Here is a 23,709-nt window from a genome sequence, read left to right as displayed (position 1 = left end):
GACACAAGGGGGCGGGCGCGTAGCCTGTCCCCGCCACGCATGGGGCGCGACCAGTGCCCCCTGCCGGATCTGACCCCGAACGGGACCTGATATGACAGACGCAAGCATCAACACCCAGACCGTCCAGCCCGAAGCGGGCTTTGGCGATTACGTGGCCCTTCTGAAGCCGCGCGTGATGTCGCTTGTCGTCTTTACGGCATTGGTCGGTCTTCTGGCCGCACCGATGGGCGTGCATCCGATGGTCGGCTTTGCCTCGATCCTGTTTATCGCGGTGGGGGCAGGGGCCTCGGGCGCGTTGAATATGTGGTGGGACGCCGATATCGACGCGGTCATGAAGCGCACAGCCAAGCGCCCTGTGCCGGCGGGCAAGGTCGAACCGGGCGAGGCGCTGGCCGTAGGCGTTGCCCTGTCGGGCTTTGCGATTGTCATGTTGGCACTGGCCTCCAACATGGTGGCGGCGGGGCTTCTGGCCTTCACGATCTTTTTCTATGCGGTCGTGTACACGATGTGGCTCAAGCGCTGGACGCCGCAGAACATCGTGATCGGCGGGGCGGCAGGTGCTTTCCCTCCGATGATCGGCTGGGCCGTGGCAACCGGTGGCATCGGGCTGGAATCGGTGCTGATGTTCGGTTTGATCTTCATGTGGACGCCCCCGCATTTCTGGGCGCTGGCGCTGTTCATGAACGCCGATTACGAAAAAGCCGGGGTGCCGATGCTGACCGTCACGCACGGCCGCCGCGTCACCCGCAACCATATTCTGGCCTACACGCTGCTGCTGGCGCCGCTGGCCGTGGGCACGGCCTTCACCTCGATCGGTGGGCCGGTGTATCTGACAGTGGCGGTTGTGTTGAACGCGCTGTTCCTGCTGGGTGCGTTCCGCATCTGGCGGCGCGACGAAGAGATCGCGCAGAATGACAAATACAAGGTCGAGAAGTCGTTTTTCGGCCTGTCCCTGCTTTATCTGTTCCTGCATTTCGGCGCGCTTCTGGCCGAAGCGGCGTTGCGCCCCTATGGACTTGGAGGCTGGGGATGAGCTTTCGCGCCACACATGAGTTGCATCACCGCCGGTCGGGTCGCAATATAGGTCTTGCACTGGTTCTGCTGGCCTTTATCGCCATCGTCTTCGGATTGACCGTCGCCAAGGTGACCAGCGGCGATCCGATGCAGGCTTTTGATCATGCGCCGCGGACGGATCTTTTACCCCAAGCAGCCCCGGCTACAGGAGACTGAGAATGCCTTTGTCCCCCAAATCGAAAACCGTCGTCCAGACCATGGGTCTTGTTGTCGTGATGGGCAGCCTGGCCTGGGCATCGGTGCCCTTTTACGATTGGTTTTGCCGTGTCACAGGATTTGGCGGCACAACCATGATCGCGGAAGCCGGACCAGAACAGGTGCTGGACCAGACGATCATCGTGCGCTTTGACGCTTCCAAAGAACGCGGCATGCCGTGGGAGTTCAAACCCGTCGAGCGCAGCATGGAGATCAAGATCGGCGAGACAGGGCTTGCCTTCTATGAGGCCTATAACCCGACAGACCGCGCCATTGCAGGCACAGCCAGCTATAACGTCACCCCCTATGAAGCAGGCGGTTTCTTCAGCAAGATCCAGTGTTTCTGCTTCGAGCAGCAGGTTTTGCAGCCAGGAGAGCGTGTGATGATGCCAGTAACGTTCTTCGTCGATCCCGCGATTGCGACCGACCGCGACGGGCAGTATGTGAAACAGATCACGCTGTCTTACACTTTCTACGAAACAGATCTTCCCGAGGAACAGGCAGCCCTTGACGCAGCCCCCGCCGGAAACGATACCACACTTAACTAAGAAGCCTTCCAACGAGGGAAACGAGATGGCGCACGAGAAAAATCACGATTATCACATCCTGGCCCCGTCATTGTGGCCTTTGCTTGGGGCCGTTGCGGGCTTTGTCATGCTGTACGGCGCGGTCATGTGGATGTCGCAGGGGATGCCCTGGATGTTCCTCGCAGGCTTTGTCGGCGTGCTTTACGTCATGTTCGGCTGGTGGGCCGATGTCGTAGCCGAAAGCCAGGTGGGTGATCATACACCCGTCGTGCGGATCGGTCTGCGCTATGGCTTCATCCTGTTCATCATGTCCGAAGTGATGTTCTTTGCTGCATGGTTCTGGAGCTTCTTCAAGCATGCCATGTATCCGATGGGCCCGCTTAGCCCTGCCGTGGACGGCATCTGGCCCCCCGCAGGGATCGAGACATTCGATCCATGGCACCTGCCGCTGATCAACACGCTGATCCTGCTGTGCTCGGGCGCGGCGGCGACGTGGGCCCACCACGCGCTGGTGCACGAGAACAACCGTGAAGACATGAAGTGGGGCCTGATCCTTGCGGTCGCTCTGGGTGTGATCTTTACCGGCTTTCAGGCCTATGAATACAGCCACGCGGCCTTCGGCTTTGCAGGCAACATCTACGGTGCCAACTTCTTCATGGCGACTGGGTTCCATGGCTTTCACGTGGTGATCGGTACGATCTTCCTGCTGGTCTGTCTGATCCGCCTGCAGCGCGGCCATTTCAGTCAGGAAAAGCATGTCGGTTTCGAGGCCGCTGCATGGTACTGGCACTTCGTCGATGTGGTCTGGCTGTTCCTGTTCGCCGCGGTCTATGTCTGGGGCGGCTGATCCGGCAGGTCCGGCCGCAATCGCGCATTAGCGGTTGAATTCCGGCGGACAAAGCGAAAGAAAGCAAAGCGCGCGGCATCCGCGCGCTTTCCACGTTCAAGGGGCCTATCCGTTTTGGCGCGTCTTATCCTTCCCCTGATATTCGGACTGCTCGGCACGGCGGTGCTGGTCGGTCTTGGCCTTTGGCAGGTGCAGCGGCTGGACTGGAAGGAAGCGATCCTTGCCGATATCGAGGCGCGCATCGTGGCCGCGCCTGTGGCCCTGCCTGCCGCCCCCGACGCACAGATGGACCGGTATCTGCCCGTCAGTGTCACGGGCGTTTTGCTGGAACCCGCGATCCGCGTGCTGGTCAGCCAGAAGCAGGTCGGCGCAGGCTATCGTATCATCCGCCCGCTTGAGGTTGATGGCCGGCGTGTGATGGTCGATCTGGGCTTTCTTCCGGTGCAGGCCGCCCAGCCCGAGGCCGGAGCCGCGCCCGTGACTGTTCTGGGCAACCTGCATTGGCCGGACGAAGTGGACAGCTATACACCCGAACCCGATCTGGGCGCCGATATCTGGTTTGCCCGCGATTTGCCGCGCATGGCGGCCTATCTGGACACCGAGCCGGTTCTGGTCGTGGCACGTCAGACCGATCTGCCCGACACTGCCCTGCGACCTTTGCCTGTCGACACATCGGGCATCCCGAACGATCATCTGGGCTATGCCGTGACATGGTTCGGTCTGGCCATTGTCTGGGTCGTGATGACCGGATTCCTGTTATGGCGCATGCGTAAACCCGTGAAAGGCTGAAGACAGTGCAATATATCTCGACCCGTGGCGCGGCCCCCGTGCTGAGCTTTGAGCAGGCGATGCTGACAGGGCTGGCACGTGATGGCGGACTTTATCTGCCGCAAAGCATCCCCACCCTGTCCCTTGCCGATATACGCGCGCTGGCGGGCCTGCCCTATGAGGAGGTCGCCTTCCGCATCATGCGGCCCTTTACCGGCGACACGTTCACGGAGTCGGAATTCGGCGACATCATCACACGCGCCTATGCCGGTTTCGGCCATGCCGCCCGCGCGCCTTTGGTGCAACTGGATAGCAACCACCACCTGCTGGAACTGTTCCATGGCCCGACGCTGGCGTTCAAGGACTTCGCCATGCAATTGATCGGCCAGATGTTCCAGACAGCACTGGCGCGTTCCGGTGAGCGGGTCACTATCGTGGGGGCCACCAGCGGCGACACCGGATCGGCGGCGATCGAGGCGTTCAGAGGGCTGGATGCGGTGGACGTTTTCATCCTCTACCCGCATGGTCGTGTCTCCGAAGTGCAGCGCCGCCAGATGACCACGCCCGCCGAGGCGAATGTCCACGCGCTGGCCATCGACGGACATTTTGACGATGCGCAGGCCCGCGTGAAAGACATGTTTAACGATTTCGACTTCCGCGACGGTGTGCGTCTGGCGGGTGTCAATTCGATCAACTGGGCGCGGGTGCTGGCGCAGGTGGTCTATTACTTTTCGTCTGCCGTCAGCCTTGGTGCACCTGACCGCAAGGTCAGCTTTACCGTGCCAACCGGCAATTTTGGTGACATTTTCGCTGGCTACATTGCGAAACGCATGGGCCTGCCTATCGAGCGTCTGGTCGTGGCCACCAACCATAACGATATCCTGCACCGCTGCCTGTCGGCGGGAGACTACCACCCTGACGGGGTGATTCCCTCGATCAGCCCCTCGATGGATATTCAGGTCAGCTCGAATTTCGAACGCGCGCTGTTTTATGCCTATCATCAGGACGGTGCCGCCGTGGCGCAACTGATGGACGAGTTGAAGGCCGGTGGCTTCAGCGTCAGCCAGGGCGCGCTGCAAGCGCTGCGCGAAGTGTTTGATTCCGGCCGCTGCGGCGAGGACGAGACCAGTGCCACCATCGGGCGCACGCTGAAAACGACTGGTGAACTGCTTTGCCCGCATAGTGCCGTGGGTGTCCATGTGGCCGAGGCATTACGCGATCCTGCCGTGCCGATGATCACGCTGGCCACCGCGCATCCCGCAAAATTCCCCGACGCGGTCGAGGCGGCCACAGGCATCCGTCCGCCCCTGCCGCCGCGCATGGCCGATCTTTACGACCGGCCCGAGCGCGTTACGCGGATCGGCAACGACCTTGCCGCCATCGAATCCCTGATCAGAGAGCGTATTGCCAATTGACCGTCCGCACCCACACTCTTGAAAACGGCCTGCGTATCGTGACCGAACGGATGGACGGGCTGCAATCCGCCGCGATCGGTATCTGGGTCCTGTCCGGCGGACGCCACGAGCGCCTCGAACAGAACGGTATCGCGCATTTTCTGGAACATATGGCTTTCAAAGGCACCAAACGCCGCACCGCGCTGGACATCGCCGAGGTGATCGAGGATGTGGGCGGCTATATCAACGCCTATACATCGCGCGAGGCCACGGCCTATTACGCCCGCGTGCTTGAAGCGGATGTGCCGCTGGCGTTGGATGTTGTCTCGGATATCGTGCTGAACCCGATTTTCGATCCCTCCGAAATCGAGGTCGAGCGCGGTGTGATCCTGCAGGAAATCGGTCAGGCGCTGGACACACCGGATGATGTGATCTTTGACTGGTTGCAGGAAAAAGCCTATCCTGATCAGGCGCTTGGCCGCACCATTCTGGGGCCAGTCGAACGGATCAAAGCCTTTGACCGGCAAGACTTGCAAGGCTTCGTGGCCGAGCATTACAGCCCCGCGAATATGGTTCTGTCGGCGGCAGGCGCTGTGGATCACGATGCGATCGTGAAAGCCGCAGAAACTATCTTTGGCGCGTTGCCCAAAGGACGGCTGCATCATCCGACACCTGCCCATTTCATCGGCGGCGAACACCGTGTCGAGAAGGATCTTGAACAGGCCCATTTCGCGCTGGCATTCGAGGGACCGGATTATACCGACCCCGCGATCTATACCGCGCAGATCTATTCCTCGGCTCTTGGTGGTGGCATGTCGAGCCGTCTGTTTCAGGAAGTGCGCGAAAAACGGGGCCTATGCTACACGATCTTCGCGCAGGCCGGTGCCCATGCCGATACCGGCATGATGACGATCTATGCAGGCACGTCTGCCGAAGACCTGGGTGATCTTACCACGATCACGCTGGACGAGATGAAACGCGCCGCCGACGACATGTCCGAGGCCGAAGTGGCGCGCGCGCGGGCGCAGATGAAGGCGGGCCTGCTGATGGGGCTGGAAAGCCCCTCGAACCGCGCCGAGCGTCTGGCGCGGCAGATGCAGGTCTGGGGCCGCATTCCGCCGCTGTCCGAAGTGGTTGACCATATCGACGCGGTCACGGTCCAGGATGTGCGCGCGATGGCAGCGCATATGATCAGCACCGCACCCTCGGCGCTGGCGCTGTATGGCCCGATCGCGACGGCACCGGACTGGCAGAGCGTTCAGGACAGGCGCGTCGCCTGATGCTGTTGGGGCGTCGGAAAATCAGGATCGAGACCGAGCGTCTGACCCTGCGCCCGCCCTTGCATGCCGATTTTCGCGACTGGGTCAGCCTGCGCCGCGACAGTGAGGATTTCCTGACACGGTGGGAGCCTACTTGGGCTGCCGACCATCTGTCCCGCAAAGCCTTTACCAACCGCGTCTACTGGGCGCAGCGGTCCATCGGCAACGGCTCGGCCTTGCCGCTGTTCCTGATCCGGCGCGCCGACAACGTGCTTCTGGGCGCGATCACGCTGGATAATGTCCGGCGCGGGCCCGCGCAGGCAGGCACGCTTGGCTATTGGGTGGGCCGCAGCCACGCCCGTCAGGGCTTCATGCGCGAGGCGATCGAGGCGGTTGTGCATCACGCTTTCCAGCGGCTTGACCTCAGCCGGATCGAGGCTGCTTGCCTGCCCGAAAACACGCCCTCGCGCGGATTGCTGGAAAGCTGCGGCTTCAAATATGAAGGTGTCGCGCAAAGCTACCTGCAAATCGGGGGGCGCTGGCGCACCCATGTGCTCTATGCGTCGCTCAGGGCTGACCGGCGCGGGCGCACGGATGCCGGCTGACGGAATGCCCAAAGCAGAGGCGTTTTTGCTGGCAAGCGATGCGATTTGGATATTTCGGGCAAGAAGAAACAGCCCTGTGAAGTGACAGACCAAGCCTTTGCGCTATCCTTGTGCGCAGGAGGATAAGCCATGGTTCCGATGATACCTGCCCTTGCCCTGTCATTCGCGATGCTGGCAACGGGCGCTGCCGCACAGGATCGCACCCCAAGCCACTGTATCGCTGTCGCGCAATCGGCACCGGGGCTGGAATATCTGCACAAGGCCAGTTTCCGCGATCCGCTGCCGGATCATACTGTGCGGATCAACTATCTCGATCACGCCTCTTTCCTGATCCAGACAACCGGCGGGTTGAACGTGGTGACAGATTTCACAGGCTTTATCGGCAATGTCGATCTGATCCCCGATGTGGTCACGATGAACCACGCTCATTCCACGCATTGGACCTCGGCACCGGACCCTGCGATTCCCCATGTCCTGCGCGGCTGGGGCGAAAGTTTCGGGGCAGGTGTCGAGCACCATCTTGATCTGGGCGAGATGCTGGTACGCAATGTGCCCACCGATATCCGGTCCTTCGGCGGGGTCGAGCCGCGGGGTAATTCCATTTTCATCTTCGAGGTGGCAGGTCTGTGCATCGGCCATCTGGGGCATTTGCATCATGAACCGGACCCCGAGCAATATGCGGCCATCGGACGGCTGGATGTTGTCATGGCGCCCGTCGATGGCGGTATGACGCTGGATCTGGACACGATGATGCGGGTGGTCGGGCGGCTGCGGTCGTCCGTGGTGATCCCCATGCACTGGTTCGGAGACAGCACCCTGCGCCGTTTTGTCGAGGGGATGCGCGGAGAATTTGCTGTCGTTGAGGCGGGCGAGAGCAGCATCGAGTTGTCCCTTCGCAGTTTGCCGCGCCAGCCGACGATCGTGGTGCTGCGTCCCGAACTGCTGCGCGATGCTGACTGACGCGTGATCACTGGACGGCGCGGAGCGGCGTGATAGACATATCGCATGACGCTGAATCCCGCCACACCCGACCTCGCCCGCGCGCTGCGCGACCATCTGCCTGAACGCGCCTTCCGCGAGGTGACACCCGCCTATCTGGAAGAGCCGCGCGGCCGCTGGGCGGGCCATGCGGGACTGGTGATTGCCCCCGAAACGGTGGATCAGGTCGCAACCGTGATGCGCGCGGCGAATGACGCGCGCATCGGTGTGCTGCCCTATGGCGGGGGCACCGGTCTGGTGGGCGGTCAGATCATGCCGGACGGGCCTGCGCCGCTGCTGCTGTCACTGGAGCGGATGACCGCGATCCGCGCGGTCTATCCCGAAGAGAATGTATTGATCGCCGAGGCTGGTGCGATCCTGTCGGATATCCATGATGCGGCACTGGCGGTGAACCGTCTTTTCCCTCTCAGCATTGCCGCCAAGGGATCGGCGCGGATCGGCGGCAACCTTGCGACCAATGCCGGCGGCGTGAATGTGCTGCGCTATGGCAATGCGCGCGATCTGTGTCTGGGGCTCGAAGTGGTTTTTGCCGATGGCCGCATCTGGAACGGGCTGTCGCGGTTGCGCAAGGACAATACGGGCTATGACCTGCGTAACCTGATGATCGGGTCCGAGGGGACATTGGGCATTATCACGGCGACCAGTCTCAAACTGGTGGCGCGTCCCGCGGACGAGGGCACGGCGATGCTGGTGGTCGACAGCCCCGCCGCTGCCATTACCATGCTGGCGATGGCGCGCGACATGATGGGCGAGGGGGTCAGCGCCTTCGAGTTGATCCATGCCAACGGCCTGCATTTCCTGACCGAGACTTTGCCTGATATCCGTCAACCCTTCGATACCGCGCCCGAATGGATGGTGCTGATTGATGTGGGTCTGGCAGATGGTCTGAATCCGGCTCATACTCTGGAAACCCTGTTCGAGCGGGGTTTCGAGGCCGGATTGCTGAGCGACGGCATCATCGCCCAGAACGAGACGCAGCGCCACCAGCTTTGGGAAGTGCGCGAACAGATCCCCGAGGCGAACCGCCGCGTGGGATCGGTCTCAAGCCATGACATTTCGCTACCGACGGGACTGGTGCCAGAATATATCGCGCGTGCGGATGCGCTGATCGCCGGTATCGGGGATTTCCGGATCAACTGTTTCGGTCACTTGGGCGATGGCAACCTGCATTACAATGTATTCCCGCAGAAGGGCCGCACGGTCGCGGACCATCTGAACCAGCGCGACCATGTCAAACACGCGCTGCATGATCTGGTTCACGAAATGGGCGGCTCGGTCAGTGCCGAACACGGGATAGGCCGCCTCAAGATCGACGATCTGGAGCGTTATGCCGATCCGGTCAAACTGGCGCTGATGCGCCAGATCAAGGATATGTTCGACCCTAACGGCATCCTCAATCCCGGTGCGGTGCTGCGCCAAGTCTAGGTTTCTTCTTGCCGCAAATATCCTCGGGGGGGCGTCGAACGGGGTTCGACGTTGGGGGGGGCGGACAGCCCCCCTTTACAGACCTTCGAAATCGCAAAGTGCATGCACATCCATGCCCAATGCCTCAAGCCGTTTGCGGCCACCCAATTCGGGCAGATCGACAATAAAAGCGCAGCCGACAATCACGCCGCCCAGCCGTTCAACCAGCTTGATACCCGCCTCGGCGGTGCCGCCTGTGGCCAGCAGGTCATCCACGACCAGCACGCGCTGTCCGGCGTCAAGCGCGTCGTCATGGATCTCGACTATCGCCTCGCCATATTCCAGCTTGTAATCTTGGCTGATCGTCGTGCCGGGCAACTTGCCCTTTTTCCGGATCGGCACGAAACCTGTGCCAAGCTGATGCGCGATCGCCCCGCCAAGGATGAAACCCCGCGCCTCAAGTCCGACAACGGCGTCGATCCGCATGCCAGCATAGGGGTGCAGCATCTGGTCTACCGCCATGCGAAATCCGCGTGGATCGGCAAAAAGCGTGGTGACATCGCGGAAGAGAATCCCCTCATGCGGGAAATCGACGATCGTGCGGATATAATCCTTGACGGTTTTCATGGGGGCTCCGGCTGTTGAAAGGTTGGGCTAGCTATAGAACGCGGCCAGCCACCGCATCAAGCCGCGCCAGAAGGGCAGGGTCGCGTTTGTCAGGGGCGGTCATGATCGCGTGCTCCAGCGCGCGGTCGCAACCATGCGGGCAGGGTGCGCGATCTGCCCCCAACAACGCCGGTAATCCCGCCACCAGCGCGCGGGCATGGGCGGCATTTGCACCCAGCGTAGCGATCACTTGGGCCACATCCACCTCGTCATGGTCGGGATGCCAGCAATCATAATCGGTCACCATCGCGACACTGGCATAGCAAAGCTCGGCCTCGCGCGCGAGCTTTGCCTCAGGCATATTGGTCATGCCGATCACATCACAGCCCCAGACCTCGCGATACATCCGGCTTTCGGCAAGGGTGGAAAACTGCGGGCCTTCCATGGCCAGATAAGTGCCGCCCTCGTGCACGGTCACACCTGCACCGCGGGCGGCTGTGGCGCAGGCCGCCGACAGGTGCGGGCAGGTGGGATGGGCAAGGCTGACATGGGCCACGCAGCCCGATCCGAAAAAGCTGGAAACGCGGCCCCGCGTGCGGTCGATGAACTGGTCCACGATAACGAAATCACCCGGTGCCATCTCTTCGCGGAACGAGCCGCAGGCGCTGACGGTAATCACATCGGTCACGCCCAGCCGTTTGAGGGCGTCGATATTGGCGCGGTAGGGCACATCGGATGGCGCATGGATATGGCCGCGCCCGTGACGCGGCAGAAAGGCCATCGGCACACCGTACAGCATGCCGGTCAGGATCTGGTCCGAGGGATCCCCCCAAGGTGTCGCCACGCTGACCCATTCGGGCTCTTGCAGGCTGTCCAACTGGTAAAGGCCCGAACCTCCGATGATCCCGATCCGCGTCTGCATTATTCTGCCTGCCCTGTGTTGCCCGCATCTTGAACAAGGTTAGCCAAGCAGCACGGGGCTGCAAGCGCAGAGTGGGTCTATCCCTCAGTCATCGGGTCGTTTGAGGTCGAAAAGCTCGGTAATAACCGCGTAGTCGCGGTAGCCCAGACGCGATAGCGGGCGGAAGGTGGTCACGTCGAACACTCCGTCCACAAGACAGTCGTCGCGCATGTGCACGCCTGTGACCTCACCCAGCACCAGACTGTTGCCCTCACCCTCCAACGGCACAATCTGGGTCAGGCGGCATTCCAGTGCGGCAGGAGCGGCGGCGACGCGAGCGCAGGCGATGGTGTCACATTCTGCGCGCTCCAGCTTTGCGTGGTCGAACTCGGACTGGTTTGCGGGCAATGTCTTGGACGAGGCGTTCATTGCGTCGCGCATCGCGAATTCCACGATATTTACGCAGAAAACACCGGTTTCGATGATATTGGCCACGGAATCCTTGGTGCCGTTGCGATCGACCTTGGTGCCGGTCGAGGCAAACATGACCTGTGGCGGCGTGTAGGCTACAGCATTGAAAAAGGAATAGGGTGCCAGATTGTCGACACCGTCCAGCCCGCGTGATGAAATCCATCCGATAGGGCGGGGCGTCACGATAGCGTTGAACGGATTATGCGGCAGGCCGTGGCCGTCTTTTGGCTGATAGAACATCTGCACCCTCGTGTCTGGCTGATATCTGCGCGCCATGCTGTCATCGGTCGCGCTTTGGTTTGTGCCTGACCTAGCGCCATGCTAGGGGCGTTTCCACCGGAAACTGGAATTGACGCGCGGAGACGGCCACAGGTGTTTCAATTGACCGAGGAGTCCGCCGCCGATTGGTGGGAGGTCGAGGCGCTCTACGACCTGTGCTTTGCACCGGGGCGCGAGGCGCTGTCATCCTACCGGTTGCGCGACAAGATCCCGCCCGTGCCGGGCTTGTCGCTGGTGGCGCGGGACCGCGAGGGTATTCTGGCAGGGGCCATCCGCTACTGGCCGGTGCATGTGGGCGGGCAGGACGCGCTGCTGCTGGGGCCGGTCGCTGTGCATCCCACCCATCAGGGCGAAGGTTTGGGCGCGTTGCTGATACAGGACAGTTTGGAACGGGCGCGCGACACAGGCTGGAGCCGCGTTATGCTGGTGGGCGATGCGCCCTATTACAACCGCTTCGGTTTCTGGAAGCTTGAGGGGGTTGAGATGCCGCCCCCCACCAACCCTGACCGCGTGTTGGGCCATGAATTGACGGAAGGCGCATGGCATGGCGTTTCAGGCACCGTGGCGCGCTGGCTGGATTGAACTGGCAGGATCGAATGCAGCCTGACCGCTTGAATGCGGCGGCGCGCCATCCAATCTATGCAGGGATGCACAAAGGATAGGCCCATGACCGCCAACCCCCTGATCACCGTCGATGTCGAAGCCGAGCTGGACAGGCTGGCGCAACGCTATGCCCGCGCGGGCGGGATGGGGATTCAGGTTCTGAACCTGATCGGCGGACGCGCGGAATCGCTGCTGGACCGGCTGCCAGCCCCCGTCCGCGACCGTCTGGGCGAGGGGACCGAGGCGGCGCTGCATTGGGCGATGCGCGCGGCACAGGGTTCGCGCGGGCTGGTGGGCGATCAGCCGGGCTGGATGAACACGGCGGTCACAACGGCAATGGGTGCCGCGGGCGGCTTTGGCGGCCTGCCCTCAGCGATGGCGGAATTGCCGATCACGACAACGATACTGCTGCGCGCGATTCAAGGCGTGGCGGCCGAGAACGGCTTTGATCCGGCCGCACAGAATGTGCAGTTCGATTGCGTTCAGGTCTTTTCCGCAGCAGGTCCGCTGGCGCGCGACGACGGGGCCGATCTGGCCTTTGTGTCGACACGTCTGGCAGTCACAGGTCCGACGGTGCAAAGCATTATTGCCCGCGTGGCCCCGCGACTGGCCACGGTGCTGGGGCAGAAACTCGCTGCGCAAACCGTGCCGGTTCTGGGGGCTGTCGCAGGGGCCGCGACGAATTACGCCTATACCAGCTATTATCAGGAAATCGCGCATGTTCAGTTCGGTCTGCGGAAACTGGCCATTGACGGTGACGTTCCGCAGGCGGAACTGACGGAACGGTTGCGCGACAGGCTGGCGCGCGCACCCTTCCGCCGGCGTTGAGGTCATTCGCGCTTGCCTTGCGCGCAGCACTGCAGAACACTGGTGGCAGCTTGAGGGAGGCGCTTGCATGGAGATCACAGCGGACGGAGCACGCCCGTCAGGGCCGGGCGAGGAGGCGTATTTCACGGGTCGCGTCCGTATGGAGCCTGTCATCACAGCGCCGGACCCCGCAAGGTTGCGCGCTGTCCGCGTGACATTCGAACCCGGGGCGCGCACTGCGTGGCATACGCATCCGTTGGGCCAAACGCTGCTGGTCCTGTCCGGCACAGGCCTTGCGCAAAGCTGGGGCGGACCTGTGCGGGTGATCCGTCCAGGTGATACCGTCTGGTTCGCGCCCGGTGAAAAGCACTGGCACGGGGCGGCACCCGCCAAGGCCATGACGCATCTTGCCATGCAGGAGGCGCTGGACGGCGCGGCTGTGACATGGCTGGAGCATGTGAGCGATGAAGATTATGCGCGACCGGTCGAAGGCTGAACCATGACTTTGCGGGTCGGTCTGATCGGGCAGGGCGCAATCGCGCACTATGTGGCGCAGGGGTTGCCCGCCATCGGGGGGCGGCTGGAACTGGTGCTGATCCGTCAAGGGCGTGGTGACGCGGCCCGTATCGCCACTGACGCGGATGTGGCGTTGTCCAAGGGGATAGAAGGCTATAGCCCCGATATCATGGTGGATTGCGCGGGTCATCAGGGGTTGGCACAGCACGGTACGGACATACTGCGCGCCGGAATACCGCTTGTCACGGTCTCGCTGGGTGCCTTGGCCGACCGCCAGCTTGAGGCGGCGTTGACACAGGCCGCCCGCGACGGTGGCAGTCGTCTGGTCCTGTGCAGCGGTGCGCTGGGCGGGCTGGATGCTCTGCGTGCAGCGCGGATGGGGCGTCTGGACAGCGTGACCTATACGGGGCGCAAACCGCCCGCCGGTTGGGTGGGGTCGCGGGCAGAAGAGGTGCTGGACCTCTCGGCACCGCTCTCTGCTCCTGTCACCCATTTCGAGGGATCGGCACGGCAGGCGGCGCTAGGTTATCCCAAGAACGCCAATGTTGCGGCGGCTGTGGCACTGGCAGGGGCGGGTTTCGATCAGACTCGCGTGCGCCTGATCGCGGACCCTGCGACGCAGGGCAATATCCACGAGATCGAGGCCGCTGGCGATTTCGGCACCATGCGGTTTTCCATCACGGGCCAGACACTGCCCGACAATCCGCGCACATCGGCGCTGGCCGCAATGAGCGTTCTGTCGGCGCTTGCGGATTACCGCAGCCCACTCTCGTTCTGAAATCGGGCTCAGCCTTTTTTCTTGGCCTCTGCCGCGGCTTTCATACGTGCCAGCAGTTCCGCCTTGGGGGCGGATTTGCCATAGGGGTTCTTGTCTGTCCCCTTTTCGTTATGTTCCTTGTGGCGCGGCATGTTCTTGGCCGACTTGGCTGCGCCCGATTTTCCGTAATCCATGTCATTGCCCTTGGCTGTCTGGGTTTCGCCTGCTCATGCACCACGGCGATGGTTTGCACAAGATGGATGCGCGGGGCGAGGTCATGTCCCGTGACGGGAGATTTCGCACCTCAAAGCATTTCAATGGCTTGGTCTTGCGTGTTCAGGAATTGCCACGGCTGGCCTGTCGCACTGACAAAGGCTCTGCGGCGGTGATGGGCGTGAAACTGCCGAAAACCACTCCTCTGGTCAGGCGCATTTCTGCCAGTTCAGGCCGCATGCGGTGTTTGTGGCGCGATCCCATGCAAAAGCGTGGAACCGCAACTCGCGGCCCCAGTTGTCCTGTCACACGACGCAACCCAAGAGGTGATGACATGACGATCAAGACCCTGATGACGACTTCGGCCCTGAGCCTTCTGCTGGCAACTTCGGCTATCGCACAAACCGACAGCACGACGGCCCCTGCCGACAACACCGCGCCTATGGCGGGTGACAGTGCAACAGACACGATGGCCCCGCAGAGCCTTTCCGAGATGACGGTCGGTGATCTGAACGGCACGGATGTGATGGACGCCAACGGCGACTCGATTGGCAATATCACGGATGTGGTTCAGGGAACCAATGACGGCGAAGCTGTGGTCGGTATCGGCGGCTTCCTTGGTATCGGGCAATATGATGTGGCCCTGCCGTTGAGTGATCTGTCCTATAACGCGGCGGATCAGGTTATTTCGGTGAGCCTGACGCGGGAAGAGCTTGAGGCGATGCCGGAATATGATGGCACTGACCGCGAACCCCTGCCGGCCGACACGCAGTTGTCGACCCTGATGGACGACACACCTGATGTGGCAGTACCGGCTACGGATGCACCGGCCACGGATGCTCCTGCAACCGAAGCACCTGAGGCGGACGCACCTGAGGCGGATGCTCCTGAGGCGGATGAACCGGCGACTGAGGAGCCGGAAACGGACGCCCCGACGACGGATGACGCGCCTGCATCCGACACCTCCGGGTCCGATACGATGGAATCCGATACGGATACCGAAGAAGAGCGACCCGCCAACGACTGATCCGTCGCTCTTTGCAAAACCTGACTGCTGCGGGTGGCTGCCAATGCGTGGCCACCCGCGGTTTTTTGGGTCTGTTGCTGCAGATCATAACTGCTGTTGCAGGTAGTCCATCACGGAGGGGCGCACGGTCTCTTCTCCGCGATCGCGGGCAGCGTAAATCACGTCGCGCAACTCGCCCAGATGGGTGCGGCGCAGGATCGACTTGACCGGACCGATTGAGGCAGGGCGCATCGACAGCGTTTCCAGCCCGATTGCAGCCAGACATACTGCCTCGACTGGACGACCCGCATCCTCGCCGCAGAAACTGAGCGGGGTATTAGTGGCGCGGCACCGGTCCACGATGTTTTCCAGAAATGTCAGGAAGCTGACATTCAGTGTGTCATAGCGGCGGCGCACGCGTTCATTCTCGCGGTCGGCAGCAAAAAAGAACTGTTTGAGGTCGTTGCCGCCGATGGACAGGAACTGCACTTCCTCGAAAAACCGCTCGGGCGCGAAGGCAAGGCTGGGGGTTTCCAGCATCGCGCCTACTTCCAGCGAGGCGGGCAAGGGGTGGCCCAGAATCCGCTCGCGCTCCATCGCCTTGTCCATCTCGGCCTTGGCGGCAAGGTATTCACCGTATTGCGCGACGAAGGGGAACATCACGGTCAACGGGCGGCCATGCGCCGCGCGGATCAGAGCTTGCAACTGCATCCGCATGACGCCCGGTTTGTCGAGACCCACGCGGATTGCGCGCCAGCCAAGGGCGGGGTTCGGCTCGTCATTGGGCTTCATGTAGGGCAGCACCTTGTCCGAGCCGATATCCAGCGTGCGGAACACCACGCGCTTGCCTTGGGCAGCGTCAAGCACGCGGGAATAGAGCGCGGAAAGTTCCGAGCGTTTGGGCATCTGGTTGCGAACCAGAAACTGCAATTCGGTGCGGAACAGGCCGACGCCTTGGGCACCTGATCCGGCAAGGCTGGGCAGATCGGCCATCAGACCTGCGTTCATATGCAACCCTATCGTGCGCCCGCATAGCGTTTCCGCCTGTTTGTCGCGGATCGAGGTATAGCGTTCCTGTGCCTGCGCCTGCATCGCGATCTTGTCGCGGAAAGCGGAGGCCACGGTTTCATCGGGTCGTAGATGCACCACGCCCTGATCGCCGTCGACCATGATCAGATTGCCGTTCAGCGCCTCGGTCGTGATACGCCCTGCGCGGATCACCAGCGGAATCGCCAGCGCGCGGGCCACGATGGCGGCATGCGAGCCGACCGAGCCTTCTTCCAGCACTATGCCGCGCAGGCTGCGCCCGTAATCCAGCAATTCCGCAGGTCCGATATTGCGCGCAACAAGGATCGGATCGGGGGGGAGTTCCGCCCCTGTCTCGCGGCCCTGTCCGGTCAGTATGCGCAGCAGACGGTTAGACAGGTCGTCCAGATCATGCAGCCTTTCGCGCAGATAGGCGTCGGTGACCTGTTCCATCCGGTTGCGCGCGGTGGATTGTTCCTTCTCGACCGCCGCCTCGGCTGTCAGGCCGCGGGCGATATCCTCTTCCATGCGGCGCATCCAGCCTTTGGAATTGGCAAACATCCGGTAGGCTTCCAGCACCTCCGTCTGTTCCTTGTCGCCCGTATCGGCCAGCATCTGGTCGACGCTGACACGCAACGTTTCAACCGCTTCATGCAGGCGTTCCAGTTCCTTATGCGGATCGTCCGAGATCGGATTGGTCACGACAACGCGCGGTTCGTGCAGCCAGACATGGCCCTCGGCTGCGCCTTCCTGCGCGGTGGTGCCGCGGATCAGGACAGGCTGTTGATGGCGGGCCGACAGTGCAGCGCCTTCCCCCAGAAACGCGCCCAGTTCTGTCATTTCCGCCAGCACCATGGCGACCACTTCCAGCGCATAAACCTCGTCGCCGGAAAATTCGCGGGCCTCTTTGGACTGGACGACCAAAACGCCCAATTTTTCACCCAATCGCTGGATCGGCACACCAAGGAAGGAGGAATATATCTCCTCACCGGTTTCGGGCATGAAGCGGAAGCCCTTTTCCTGCGGTGCATTGGCGGTGTTGATAATGCTGCCGGATCTGGCAACGCGCCCGACAAGGCCCTCGCCCATTTTCATGCGTGTCTGGTGGACGGCTTCGGCCTTGAGACCCTCAGTGGCGCAAAGCTCGAGCGTTTCGGGGTCGCGGAACAGATAGATCGAGCAGACTTCAGTGCCCATCGAATCGGCGGTCAGATGCGTGATCTTGTCCAGCCGCGCCTGTCCGGCGCTGTCTTCCGCCATGGCGTCGCGCAAGCGTCGCAGCAGTTTGCGGCTTTCGGATTCGGTTTGTTCGGGCATCTGGCCTGCCTTGTCCCCCGCCTTGTCACGCGCTGGCCCGCGCCCCGATCTGCCGGTCCGACTGGCAGCCGAAGCAGGCTACCGGTCGCCTGATCTCAGGCCGATTTCTCCAACTCGAAGGCATCATGCAGCGCCTGAACCGCAAGTTCCATGTATTTCCTGTCTATCAGGACGGAAATTTTTATCTCGGAGGTTGCAATGATCTTGATGTTGATCCCTTCATCCGAGAGCGTTTTGAACATTCGTGCCGCCACACCGGCATGGCTCCGCATCCCGATGCCCACGACAGAGACCTTGGCAACCTCGGTATCGGCCTCAAGACGGTCGAACTTGATCAAGCCTGCTTCGCGGGCGTCGTTCAGCGCTTTCTCGGCGCGTTTCATCTGGTCGATGGGGCAAGAGAAGGTCATGTCGGTCACGCCACCGGCATGGCCTTGATAGTTTGTCTCGGACACGTTCTGCACGATCATATCCACGTTGACACCCGCATCGGCCAAAGGGCCAAAGATCGCTGCGGCGATACCGGGCCGGTCTTCGATGGTGACAAGGGTCAGTTTGGCCTCGTCACGCGAGAAGGCGATACCTGAAACGGCTTTGGATTCCATGATTAGCTCCTCGTCGCAGACCAATGTGCCTGCCGTATCTGTGGGTTCTTCAAACGAGCTGAGCACGCGCAGCTTGACGTTGTAGCGCATCGCCAGCTCGACCGAGCGGGTTTGCAGCACTTTGGCGCCAAGGCTTGCGAGTTCCAGCATCTCTTCAAAGGCGATCTTGTCCAGCTTGCGCGCCTTGGGGCTGACGCGGGGATCGGTCGTATAGACCCCGTCCACATCTGTGTAGATGTCGCACCGTTCCGCGTTGAAGGCTGCGGCAAAGGCCACAGCCGTTGTATCTGATCCGCCACGTCCCAGCGTGGTGATCCGGCCTTCGGGCGAGATTCCCTGAAAGCCCGCGACAACGGCGACCTTCATACCTTCGGCAAATTTCGCGGTGATATTCGCGGGCGGGATATCCTCGATCCGTGCGGATGAATGCGCCGAATTGGTGATCAGCGGCACCTGCCAGCCCTGCCAACTGCGCGCGGGGACATCCATTTCCTGAAGCGTCAGTGCCATCAGGCCTGCTGTCACATTCTCGCCCGAGGACACCACCGCATCATATTCCCGCGCGTCATAGAAGGGCGAGATTTCCTGCACCCAGCCCACCAATTCATTGGTTTTGCCGGACATGGCCGAGACAATAACGATGACGTCATAGCCTTTGGCGACCTCGACGCCCACCCGTTTGGCGGCGCGCTTGATCCGGTCGAGGTTGGCGACGGAAGTGCCGCCGAATTTCATCACGAGAACGGGCATGGTCTGTCCTTGGTCGCAAGCTCGCCCGCGTGTAATCCCTTGCTGTGCCACGCGCAATATCTATCGCATCAGCGCCGGTATCTGAGCGGTTTGCGCGGCGCGGCCAAACACGCTTGCAAGCCTGCGCGAGCAGACGCTTGGGTTCCATCAGGTTTGCGACCTTGCCGTGATCTCAAGACTGCCTGCCGCGGGTCTTGGCCAGTCGGCTGGTGATCTGGTGGACAGATCTGGACGGGATCAAATCCGATCTGGTCGTCCGGTGACGCAGGCGGCCCGTCAGGATATTTGAGGCAAGAAGAAACAGCACGCCCGTGCCATTGCGCTCAGAAGGGATGGGGGCGGCCGTCCCATGTTTCAAAACAGCCTGTTGTCTCAAGACCGAGGGCCGCAAAACGCGCGACAAGACCGCTGGCGGATTCGTCTACCGTGATATCAGCCGCAGAGCCGCCCATATCGGTCTGCACCCAGCCGGGATGGTAGATCCCTACGGCGATACCACGCGGGCGCAGATCGACCGCAAGGTTCCGCCCCAGATTGAGCGCCGCCGCCTTGGACGCGCGGTAGATATAGCTGCCCCCCGGAGCCCGCGTGTCGCTGCCCATCTGCGAGGAGATGATGGCGATTTTTGCAGCGGGCGCCCGCAGCAGATGCGGTAGCAAGGCCTGTATCGTCAGGAACACTCCGGTAACATTGGTGGCAAAACCCTCGGCCCAGAGCGGGGCGGCAAACCCCGTCTCGAGGTTTTGACCCTTGTCGCTATAGATACCGGCATTGCAGACCAGCAGATCGACGGGCCGCGCGCCCAGATGGGCCGCAAGCACCGCGGGGCTGGCGGGATCGGTCACATCAAGGGGGAAAAGGTCCGTGCCTGCCTGTCTGCCCGTGCCTGTCACCTCGTGGCCAGCGCGCTGGTAGGCTTTCATCATAGCCTGACCGATGCCGCGGCTTGCGCCGGTGATCACGATACGCATGCGATGTCCTGTCTTTTTGGGTGGGGTCAGTTGGATTTGCGCCGTGGCACGAAAGGTAGCGGGGCGATGGGCACGCCGTCCTCGATCAGACGGCGCGCGTCTTCGGGGGCCGCCTCGCCATAGATCGCGCGGTCCGGCGCGCTGCCGTCATGCATGGCGCGCGCCTCACGAACAAAATCGCGTCCGACATAGTCGGCAGTGGCTTCGATATGGGCCTTGAGCTTGGCCAATGCCTGTTCTGTGGTTGAGGCGGGTGCTGTCAACTGGCCCTGTTGCGCCGTTTGCGCAGCGGTGCCGGTGCTTGGCACTGCATCGCGCGCAGGGCGCACACGTGGTGCCATCACCGCCTTGGTGATCGAGGTGCCACCGCAGACTGTGCAGGTGACAAGGCCTGATTTCTCAAGTTTGTCATAGGCTTCCGACGAATGGAACCAGCTGTCGAAGCGATGGTCGTTACTGCATTTGAGCGTAAACTGGATCATGCTGCCTGATCTGCATTCTTGTCTGCAATTGTAATCCGGCGGCTTGAAGCCTGTGGATCATGGTATGCGGGTCGGGTGCGTAACAGATAACGGCTTGCGGGGCAAAATCAAGTCAGCGCCGCAGCTTGCGCGGATCGAAGTTGCGGACGATCTGAGCCAGTTCCGGTTCCTGCAGGCGCTTGGCAGCCTTCTTGGGGCTGAACCATTTGCGCCGCCGCGCGCCCGCTTCGGGATAATCCGTGGCCAGCTGGCTCACGCGGACAGGATAAACCATCGCGACGCAAGGCAGCATGGTTTCGGGGCCAAGCACCTTGGAATAGGAGAACATGCCAAGACAGATATCATCGGCCCGCCCCTCGACTCCGGCTTCTTCCCAGGCTTCAGTCATGGCTGCGCGGGCAGGGGTGATCCCGTCCATCGGCCAGCCTTTCGGCACGATCCAGCGTCCCGAACCGCGGCTTGTCACCAGCAGGATCTCGATCTTGTTCTTGACGATCCTGTAGCACAAAGCAGCAAACTGGGTCCGGACATCGCTTTTATGCGACACCTGAAGCCTCAGCGGCAGTTGCTTGATGCTCTGGACGGTCAAAGCCCACGATCCTTTTGCCGGAAACAACGACGTCGGGCCCACAAGTACTACCCGGCAGTTAATCTTAACTTAAGCACAATTTCTTAACCAGAGTTTGGGGTGACCCCGGTTGCTTTGCAAGTGACTTGTCGTGCGCCTACGCGTAAGCTTTAACCGACTCGGTTTAACCCTGGTTGTCCCGCCTTGACAGGTTGCTGGATAATCTGGACGTAGTTCATAGTAGCAAGTGTGTTGTTGAGTGGAAAAATGTTTGGTGTCCCGAATCTGATAAAAGTAAAGCCGGCAGATGAAGACGTTATTTTGCCTGCTGGTGAGGCTCTGCAGACCTCATTTGGTCCAGCCAAAATTCAAAGCGAGATTTTGTCGTTAGTCGATCGATTTGGACAGATCCAGAAAGTATTTCTAGAAAGAGTGTCGCGGCAAGGTGAACTCTTGGTTTTGCTCGGATGGAGCACGTCACCGCTTCTAAAACTAGAATTAAGACAAAATGGTAACGTTTGGCCGCTCGTATTAAAGTTTTACCGGCGGGACGATGTGGCCTCAGCCCTTGGGGTCTCTTCGGATCAAAACTTGGGCTTTACTATAGTAACAGACGCCCAAATTGATAGCAGTCCGTTTGAACTCGGTGTCGCACTTCCTCGCTGCGCGCAGATCAATACTGGTGTTTTGCTTGAAAGTGAAGAATTAACCGATGGGGAATTCAGGCTTCTTCCAGAATTGTTGACTAAAACGTACGAAGATTTAGTCGGCAAATCGATTGGAGAAGAAGATTGGTGGGATGTTGTCGATAAACTCCCAGAAAGTAATACTCCGCCAATAGGCTGCTACGGTTTTCTAGAAGGTGCTTTTGCTAGTATCGAAGGGGGAGTTGTCGTATTCGGATGGGCGCTGCATTTTGTGGATTCAATCCTTTGGTTTGAAGATGATGCAAAAAATACTTACCCGCTGGATAAAGCCTTCCGCCGAGAGAGACGTGACATAATAGCGGCATTTTCGGAGCATCATTCAGCTGGTATGGATGCAGGATTTATTGCGTTTTTGCCAAATACTGGCCCGAAGCTGCGGTTAAAGTTGCGGATAGTTACAGCCAGCGGACTTTTTACTCTGGGGGAGATAAATACTGCGGAAACGTTGTCTGAAGATCCACTAGCGGCTGCTGAGAAATTGTTTGATGTGCTTACGGAAGATAGGCTTCTTGCTCAAAGATCAAATGATATAGATTGGCCCCTTCTTTTGCCGCTGATACAAAAAAAGCAAAGTAGGGCAACGCTATCACCGAAAACAATTTTTTTTGGGTCAGGTGTTCAAGACCCCAAGGTCTCGATTGTCATCTATCTGAGTGGCAACCTTGATGCCTTCGAAAGTCAGTTGATGGCGTTTTCGAAAGATGAAAGTTTTCTAAGAAAAACAGAGATTATATTTGTGTTGGACGATCCAATGCTTCGGAGCGAATTTCTTGAAGAGGCCGAGCTGTGCCACAGGCTTCATGGCGTGGCTTTTAAGGTTGTCTATTACTCCCACAGGCGTGGGGCAAGTGCTGCGAATAATGCTGGTTCTGAGTATTCACGAGGTGATTATCTTCTTTTTTTGGATAGCTCGGTGATCCCTTTGGGATTTGGCTGGCTTGATGCATTGTTCGCCACACTTGATGGTGATGACACTGCGGGCGCAGTAGGTGCGAGGCTTTTGTCTACAGATAGCAGTATATGCCACGATGGGTATGAGGTTTGGGACCCTTACAATGAGAGCATTTGGTATCCCCGTGTTCGAAATGCCGGACTTCCCGCAGATTTTGGTCACAAAACTGAAGCGGCGACTGTTGCGGCATTGAGTGCTGGCTGCTTGTTGGTGGCGCGAGACCTTTTTGACAAGGTTGGTGGGTGGAACACGTCCTATCTGCCCGGCACTGGGGCTGATTTCGACTTCTCGATGAGGCTTCGGCAATTGGGGCACAGGGTTGTTCTGCAGCCGCATGCGATGCTGACCCAGATATCAAGATCATCTAAGACGGGCATGCGGGGCAAGGCGTTTCACAACAAGATAGCGATTTTGAATGCCGCTCGGCTCAATGCGATCTGGGGGGCGGACATAGCTGCCTTGGCGGGTGAGCAACTATGACCCACCGCATTCTGACGATCAGCCATGCCCATCCGGATTTCAGCCTCGGCGGAGGCGAGATTGCGGCCTACAACCTGCATAAGGCCTATCAGGCACATCCCGCTGTGGCGCAGGCTTTTTTTCTGGCAAGACACGGGACGACAGAACCGCCGACGGGCCGGATCTCGATCCGGCGCGAGAACGAGTTTCTCTGGGACCAGAGCCTGAGCAACATTTTCATGGGGCGGGCTGCAAAGCCGGACGGAACGCTTGAGGATTTTGCAAATCTTCTACGGGCTTTGCAGCCCACTGTTGTGCACGCGCATCACTACTGGCCGATGGGGCTGGAGTATTTCCAGATTATTCGAACCCAATTTCCAGAGATCAAACTGGTGTTGACGCTGCATGAATTTCTGGCGGTTTGCTACAACAACGGCCAGATGGTCAAACCTGTCACAAACCGCCTGTGTTTTCGGGAAACGCCTGCTGATTGCCATCGCTGTTTTCCGGATATCCCGGCGCAGGATTTCTGGCTTCGAAAGCACCGGTATCAAAGCTATTTCAGCGCGATCGACCATTTTGTGGCGCCGTCCGATTTTTTGCGGCAGCGCTATATGGACTGGGGCATTGCGCCTGAAAAT

The 23,709-nt window shown here is 60.4% G+C and carries 27 protein-coding genes; 17 read left to right on the top strand and 10 right to left on the bottom strand.

The window, feature by feature from the left end; translation table 11 throughout:
* The first annotated feature begins 91 nt into the window (after window positions 1-91).
* From cyoE to K7H22_RS05375, 10 genes are all read left to right on the top strand, one after another.
* Window positions 92-1,033 carry a heme o synthase gene (cyoE, locus tag K7H22_RS05420; protein WP_230799717.1) on the top strand — a complete coding sequence of 314 codons (942 nt, stop codon included), beginning with the start codon at window positions 92-94 and terminating at the stop codon, window positions 1,031-1,033.
* Window positions 1,030-1,230 carry a hypothetical protein gene (locus K7H22_RS05415; RefSeq protein WP_230799716.1) on the top strand — a complete coding sequence of 67 codons (201 nt, stop codon included), beginning with the start codon at window positions 1,030-1,032 and terminating at the stop codon, window positions 1,228-1,230. The genes cyoE and K7H22_RS05415 overlap by 4 nt, the downstream gene beginning before the upstream one ends.
* A 2-nt stretch (window positions 1,231-1,232) precedes the next feature.
* Complete coding sequence (locus tag K7H22_RS05410) at window positions 1,233-1,817, top strand: cytochrome c oxidase assembly protein (RefSeq protein ID WP_230799715.1); 585 nt, start codon at window positions 1,233-1,235, stop codon at window positions 1,815-1,817.
* Between the two features lie 25 nt (window positions 1,818-1,842).
* A complete protein-coding gene (locus K7H22_RS05405; RefSeq protein ID WP_230799714.1) occupies window positions 1,843-2,643 on the top strand; it encodes a cytochrome c oxidase subunit 3 in 801 nt (266 codons plus the stop codon).
* 114 nt (window positions 2,644-2,757) lie between these two features.
* Complete coding sequence (locus K7H22_RS05400; RefSeq protein ID WP_230799713.1) at window positions 2,758-3,432, top strand: SURF1 family protein; 675 nt, start codon at window positions 2,758-2,760, stop codon at window positions 3,430-3,432.
* A 5-nt stretch (window positions 3,433-3,437) separates the two neighbouring features.
* On the top strand, window positions 3,438-4,826 hold the full coding sequence (gene thrC / locus K7H22_RS05395; protein WP_230799712.1) for a threonine synthase: 1,389 nt from the start codon (window positions 3,438-3,440) through the stop codon (window positions 4,824-4,826).
* On the top strand, window positions 4,823-6,085 hold the full coding sequence (locus K7H22_RS05390; RefSeq protein ID WP_230799711.1) for a M16 family metallopeptidase: 1,263 nt from the start codon (window positions 4,823-4,825) through the stop codon (window positions 6,083-6,085). The genes thrC and K7H22_RS05390 overlap by 4 nt, the downstream gene beginning before the upstream one ends.
* Window positions 6,085-6,669 carry a GNAT family N-acetyltransferase gene (locus K7H22_RS05385; protein ID WP_230799710.1) on the top strand — a complete coding sequence of 195 codons (585 nt, stop codon included), beginning with the start codon at window positions 6,085-6,087 and terminating at the stop codon, window positions 6,667-6,669. The genes K7H22_RS05390 and K7H22_RS05385 overlap by 1 nt, the downstream gene beginning before the upstream one ends.
* A gap of 129 nt (window positions 6,670-6,798) precedes the next feature.
* The gene (locus tag K7H22_RS05380; protein ID WP_230799709.1) at window positions 6,799-7,629 is read left to right on the top strand and encodes an MBL fold metallo-hydrolase; all 831 of its coding nucleotides are present in this window, start codon (window positions 6,799-6,801) and stop codon (window positions 7,627-7,629) included.
* 45 nt (window positions 7,630-7,674) lie between these two features.
* Complete coding sequence (locus K7H22_RS05375) at window positions 7,675-9,093, top strand: FAD-binding oxidoreductase (protein WP_230799708.1); 1,419 nt, start codon at window positions 7,675-7,677, stop codon at window positions 9,091-9,093.
* 75 nt (window positions 9,094-9,168) lie between these two features.
* On the opposite strand, the gene K7H22_RS05370 is transcribed toward K7H22_RS05375, so the two are convergent.
* The 3 genes from K7H22_RS05370 to K7H22_RS05360 all read right to left on the bottom strand — a co-directional run bounded on the left by K7H22_RS05370 (window position 9,169) and on the right by K7H22_RS05360 (window position 11,290).
* Window positions 9,169-9,699: an adenine phosphoribosyltransferase gene (locus K7H22_RS05370; RefSeq protein ID WP_230799707.1), complete on the bottom strand. Its 531-nt coding sequence runs from the start codon at window positions 9,697-9,699 to the stop codon at window positions 9,169-9,171.
* A 31-nt stretch (window positions 9,700-9,730) separates the two neighbouring features.
* Entirely contained in the window at window positions 9,731-10,600 is an 870-nt protein-coding gene (locus tag K7H22_RS05365; protein ID WP_230799706.1) for an S-methyl-5'-thioadenosine phosphorylase, read from the bottom strand.
* An 84-nt stretch (window positions 10,601-10,684) separates the two neighbouring features.
* A complete protein-coding gene (locus K7H22_RS05360) occupies window positions 10,685-11,290 on the bottom strand; it encodes a flavin reductase family protein (protein WP_230799705.1) in 606 nt (201 codons plus the stop codon).
* Between the two features lie 132 nt (window positions 11,291-11,422).
* Between K7H22_RS05360 and K7H22_RS05355 the strand changes: the two genes are divergently transcribed.
* The 4 genes from K7H22_RS05355 to K7H22_RS05340 all read left to right on the top strand — a co-directional run bounded on the left by K7H22_RS05355 (window position 11,423) and on the right by K7H22_RS05340 (window position 14,033).
* The gene (locus K7H22_RS05355) at window positions 11,423-11,911 is read left to right on the top strand and encodes a GNAT family N-acetyltransferase (RefSeq protein ID WP_230799704.1); all 489 of its coding nucleotides are present in this window, start codon (window positions 11,423-11,425) and stop codon (window positions 11,909-11,911) included.
* 84 nt (window positions 11,912-11,995) lie between these two features.
* Window positions 11,996-12,760 (top strand): EcsC family protein, encoded by a 765-nt coding sequence (locus K7H22_RS05350; protein WP_230799703.1) that lies wholly within the window; start codon window positions 11,996-11,998, stop codon window positions 12,758-12,760.
* Window positions 12,761-12,827: 67 nt separating this feature from the next.
* On the top strand, window positions 12,828-13,235 hold the full coding sequence (locus K7H22_RS05345; RefSeq protein ID WP_230799702.1) for a cupin domain-containing protein: 408 nt from the start codon (window positions 12,828-12,830) through the stop codon (window positions 13,233-13,235).
* A 9-nt stretch (window positions 13,236-13,244) separates the two neighbouring features.
* Window positions 13,245-14,033 carry an aspartate dehydrogenase gene (locus K7H22_RS05340; RefSeq protein ID WP_230799966.1) on the top strand — a complete coding sequence of 263 codons (789 nt, stop codon included), beginning with the start codon at window positions 13,245-13,247 and terminating at the stop codon, window positions 14,031-14,033.
* An 8-nt stretch (window positions 14,034-14,041) separates the two neighbouring features.
* Here K7H22_RS05340 and K7H22_RS05335 read toward each other — a convergent pair whose 3' ends face one another.
* Together K7H22_RS05335 and K7H22_RS05330 are read right to left on the bottom strand one after the other, a co-directional pair.
* Window positions 14,042-14,206, bottom strand: a complete 165-nt coding sequence (locus K7H22_RS05335) for a hypothetical protein (RefSeq protein ID WP_230799701.1) — start codon at window positions 14,204-14,206, stop codon at window positions 14,042-14,044.
* Between the two features lie 142 nt (window positions 14,207-14,348).
* Window positions 14,349-14,561, bottom strand: coding sequence for a hypothetical protein (locus K7H22_RS05330; RefSeq protein WP_230799700.1), 213 nt, complete (start codon window positions 14,559-14,561; stop codon window positions 14,349-14,351).
* Between K7H22_RS05330 and K7H22_RS05325 the strand changes: the two genes are divergently transcribed.
* On the top strand, window positions 14,560-15,252 hold the full coding sequence (locus K7H22_RS05325; RefSeq protein WP_230799699.1) for a PRC-barrel domain-containing protein: 693 nt from the start codon (window positions 14,560-14,562) through the stop codon (window positions 15,250-15,252). The two genes, K7H22_RS05330 and K7H22_RS05325, sit on opposite strands and share 2 nt — an antisense overlap.
* Window positions 15,253-15,336: 84 nt before the next feature.
* On the opposite strand, the gene ptsP is transcribed toward K7H22_RS05325, so the two are convergent.
* The 5 genes from ptsP to K7H22_RS05300 all read right to left on the bottom strand — a co-directional run bounded on the left by ptsP (window position 15,337) and on the right by K7H22_RS05300 (window position 20,971).
* The gene (gene ptsP, locus K7H22_RS05320) at window positions 15,337-17,574 is read right to left on the bottom strand and encodes a phosphoenolpyruvate--protein phosphotransferase (RefSeq protein WP_230799698.1); all 2,238 of its coding nucleotides are present in this window, start codon (window positions 17,572-17,574) and stop codon (window positions 15,337-15,339) included.
* 95 nt (window positions 17,575-17,669) lie between these two features.
* Window positions 17,670-18,929 (bottom strand): aspartate kinase, encoded by a 1,260-nt coding sequence (locus tag K7H22_RS05315; RefSeq protein WP_230799697.1) that lies wholly within the window; start codon window positions 18,927-18,929, stop codon window positions 17,670-17,672.
* Window positions 18,930-19,252: 323 nt separating this feature from the next.
* Window positions 19,253-19,900 (bottom strand): SDR family oxidoreductase, encoded by a 648-nt coding sequence (locus K7H22_RS05310; RefSeq protein ID WP_230799696.1) that lies wholly within the window; start codon window positions 19,898-19,900, stop codon window positions 19,253-19,255.
* A gap of 26 nt (window positions 19,901-19,926) precedes the next feature.
* A complete protein-coding gene (locus K7H22_RS05305; RefSeq protein ID WP_230799695.1) occupies window positions 19,927-20,382 on the bottom strand; it encodes a DUF1178 family protein in 456 nt (151 codons plus the stop codon).
* A gap of 112 nt (window positions 20,383-20,494) precedes the next feature.
* Window positions 20,495-20,971, bottom strand: coding sequence for an NUDIX hydrolase (locus K7H22_RS05300; protein ID WP_230799694.1), 477 nt, complete (start codon window positions 20,969-20,971; stop codon window positions 20,495-20,497).
* Window positions 20,972-21,205: 234 nt separating this feature from the next.
* Here K7H22_RS05300 and K7H22_RS05295 point away from each other — a divergent pair, with 234 nt between their 5' ends.
* Window positions 21,206-23,089: a glycosyltransferase family 2 protein gene (locus tag K7H22_RS05295; RefSeq protein ID WP_230799693.1), complete on the top strand. Its 1,884-nt coding sequence runs from the start codon at window positions 21,206-21,208 to the stop codon at window positions 23,087-23,089.
* A partial coding sequence (locus K7H22_RS05290; RefSeq protein WP_230799692.1) for a glycosyltransferase occupies window positions 23,086-23,709 on the top strand: 624 nt, incomplete at its 3' end. The genes K7H22_RS05295 and K7H22_RS05290, both read left to right, overlap by 4 nt.

The organism is Seohaeicola saemankumensis (assembly GCF_021021435.1).
Lineage (GTDB): Bacteria > Pseudomonadota > Alphaproteobacteria > Rhodobacterales > Rhodobacteraceae > Seohaeicola.
Note: the sequence above shows the minus strand (reverse complement) of the source record. Positions and strands in the feature narration are given on the sequence as shown.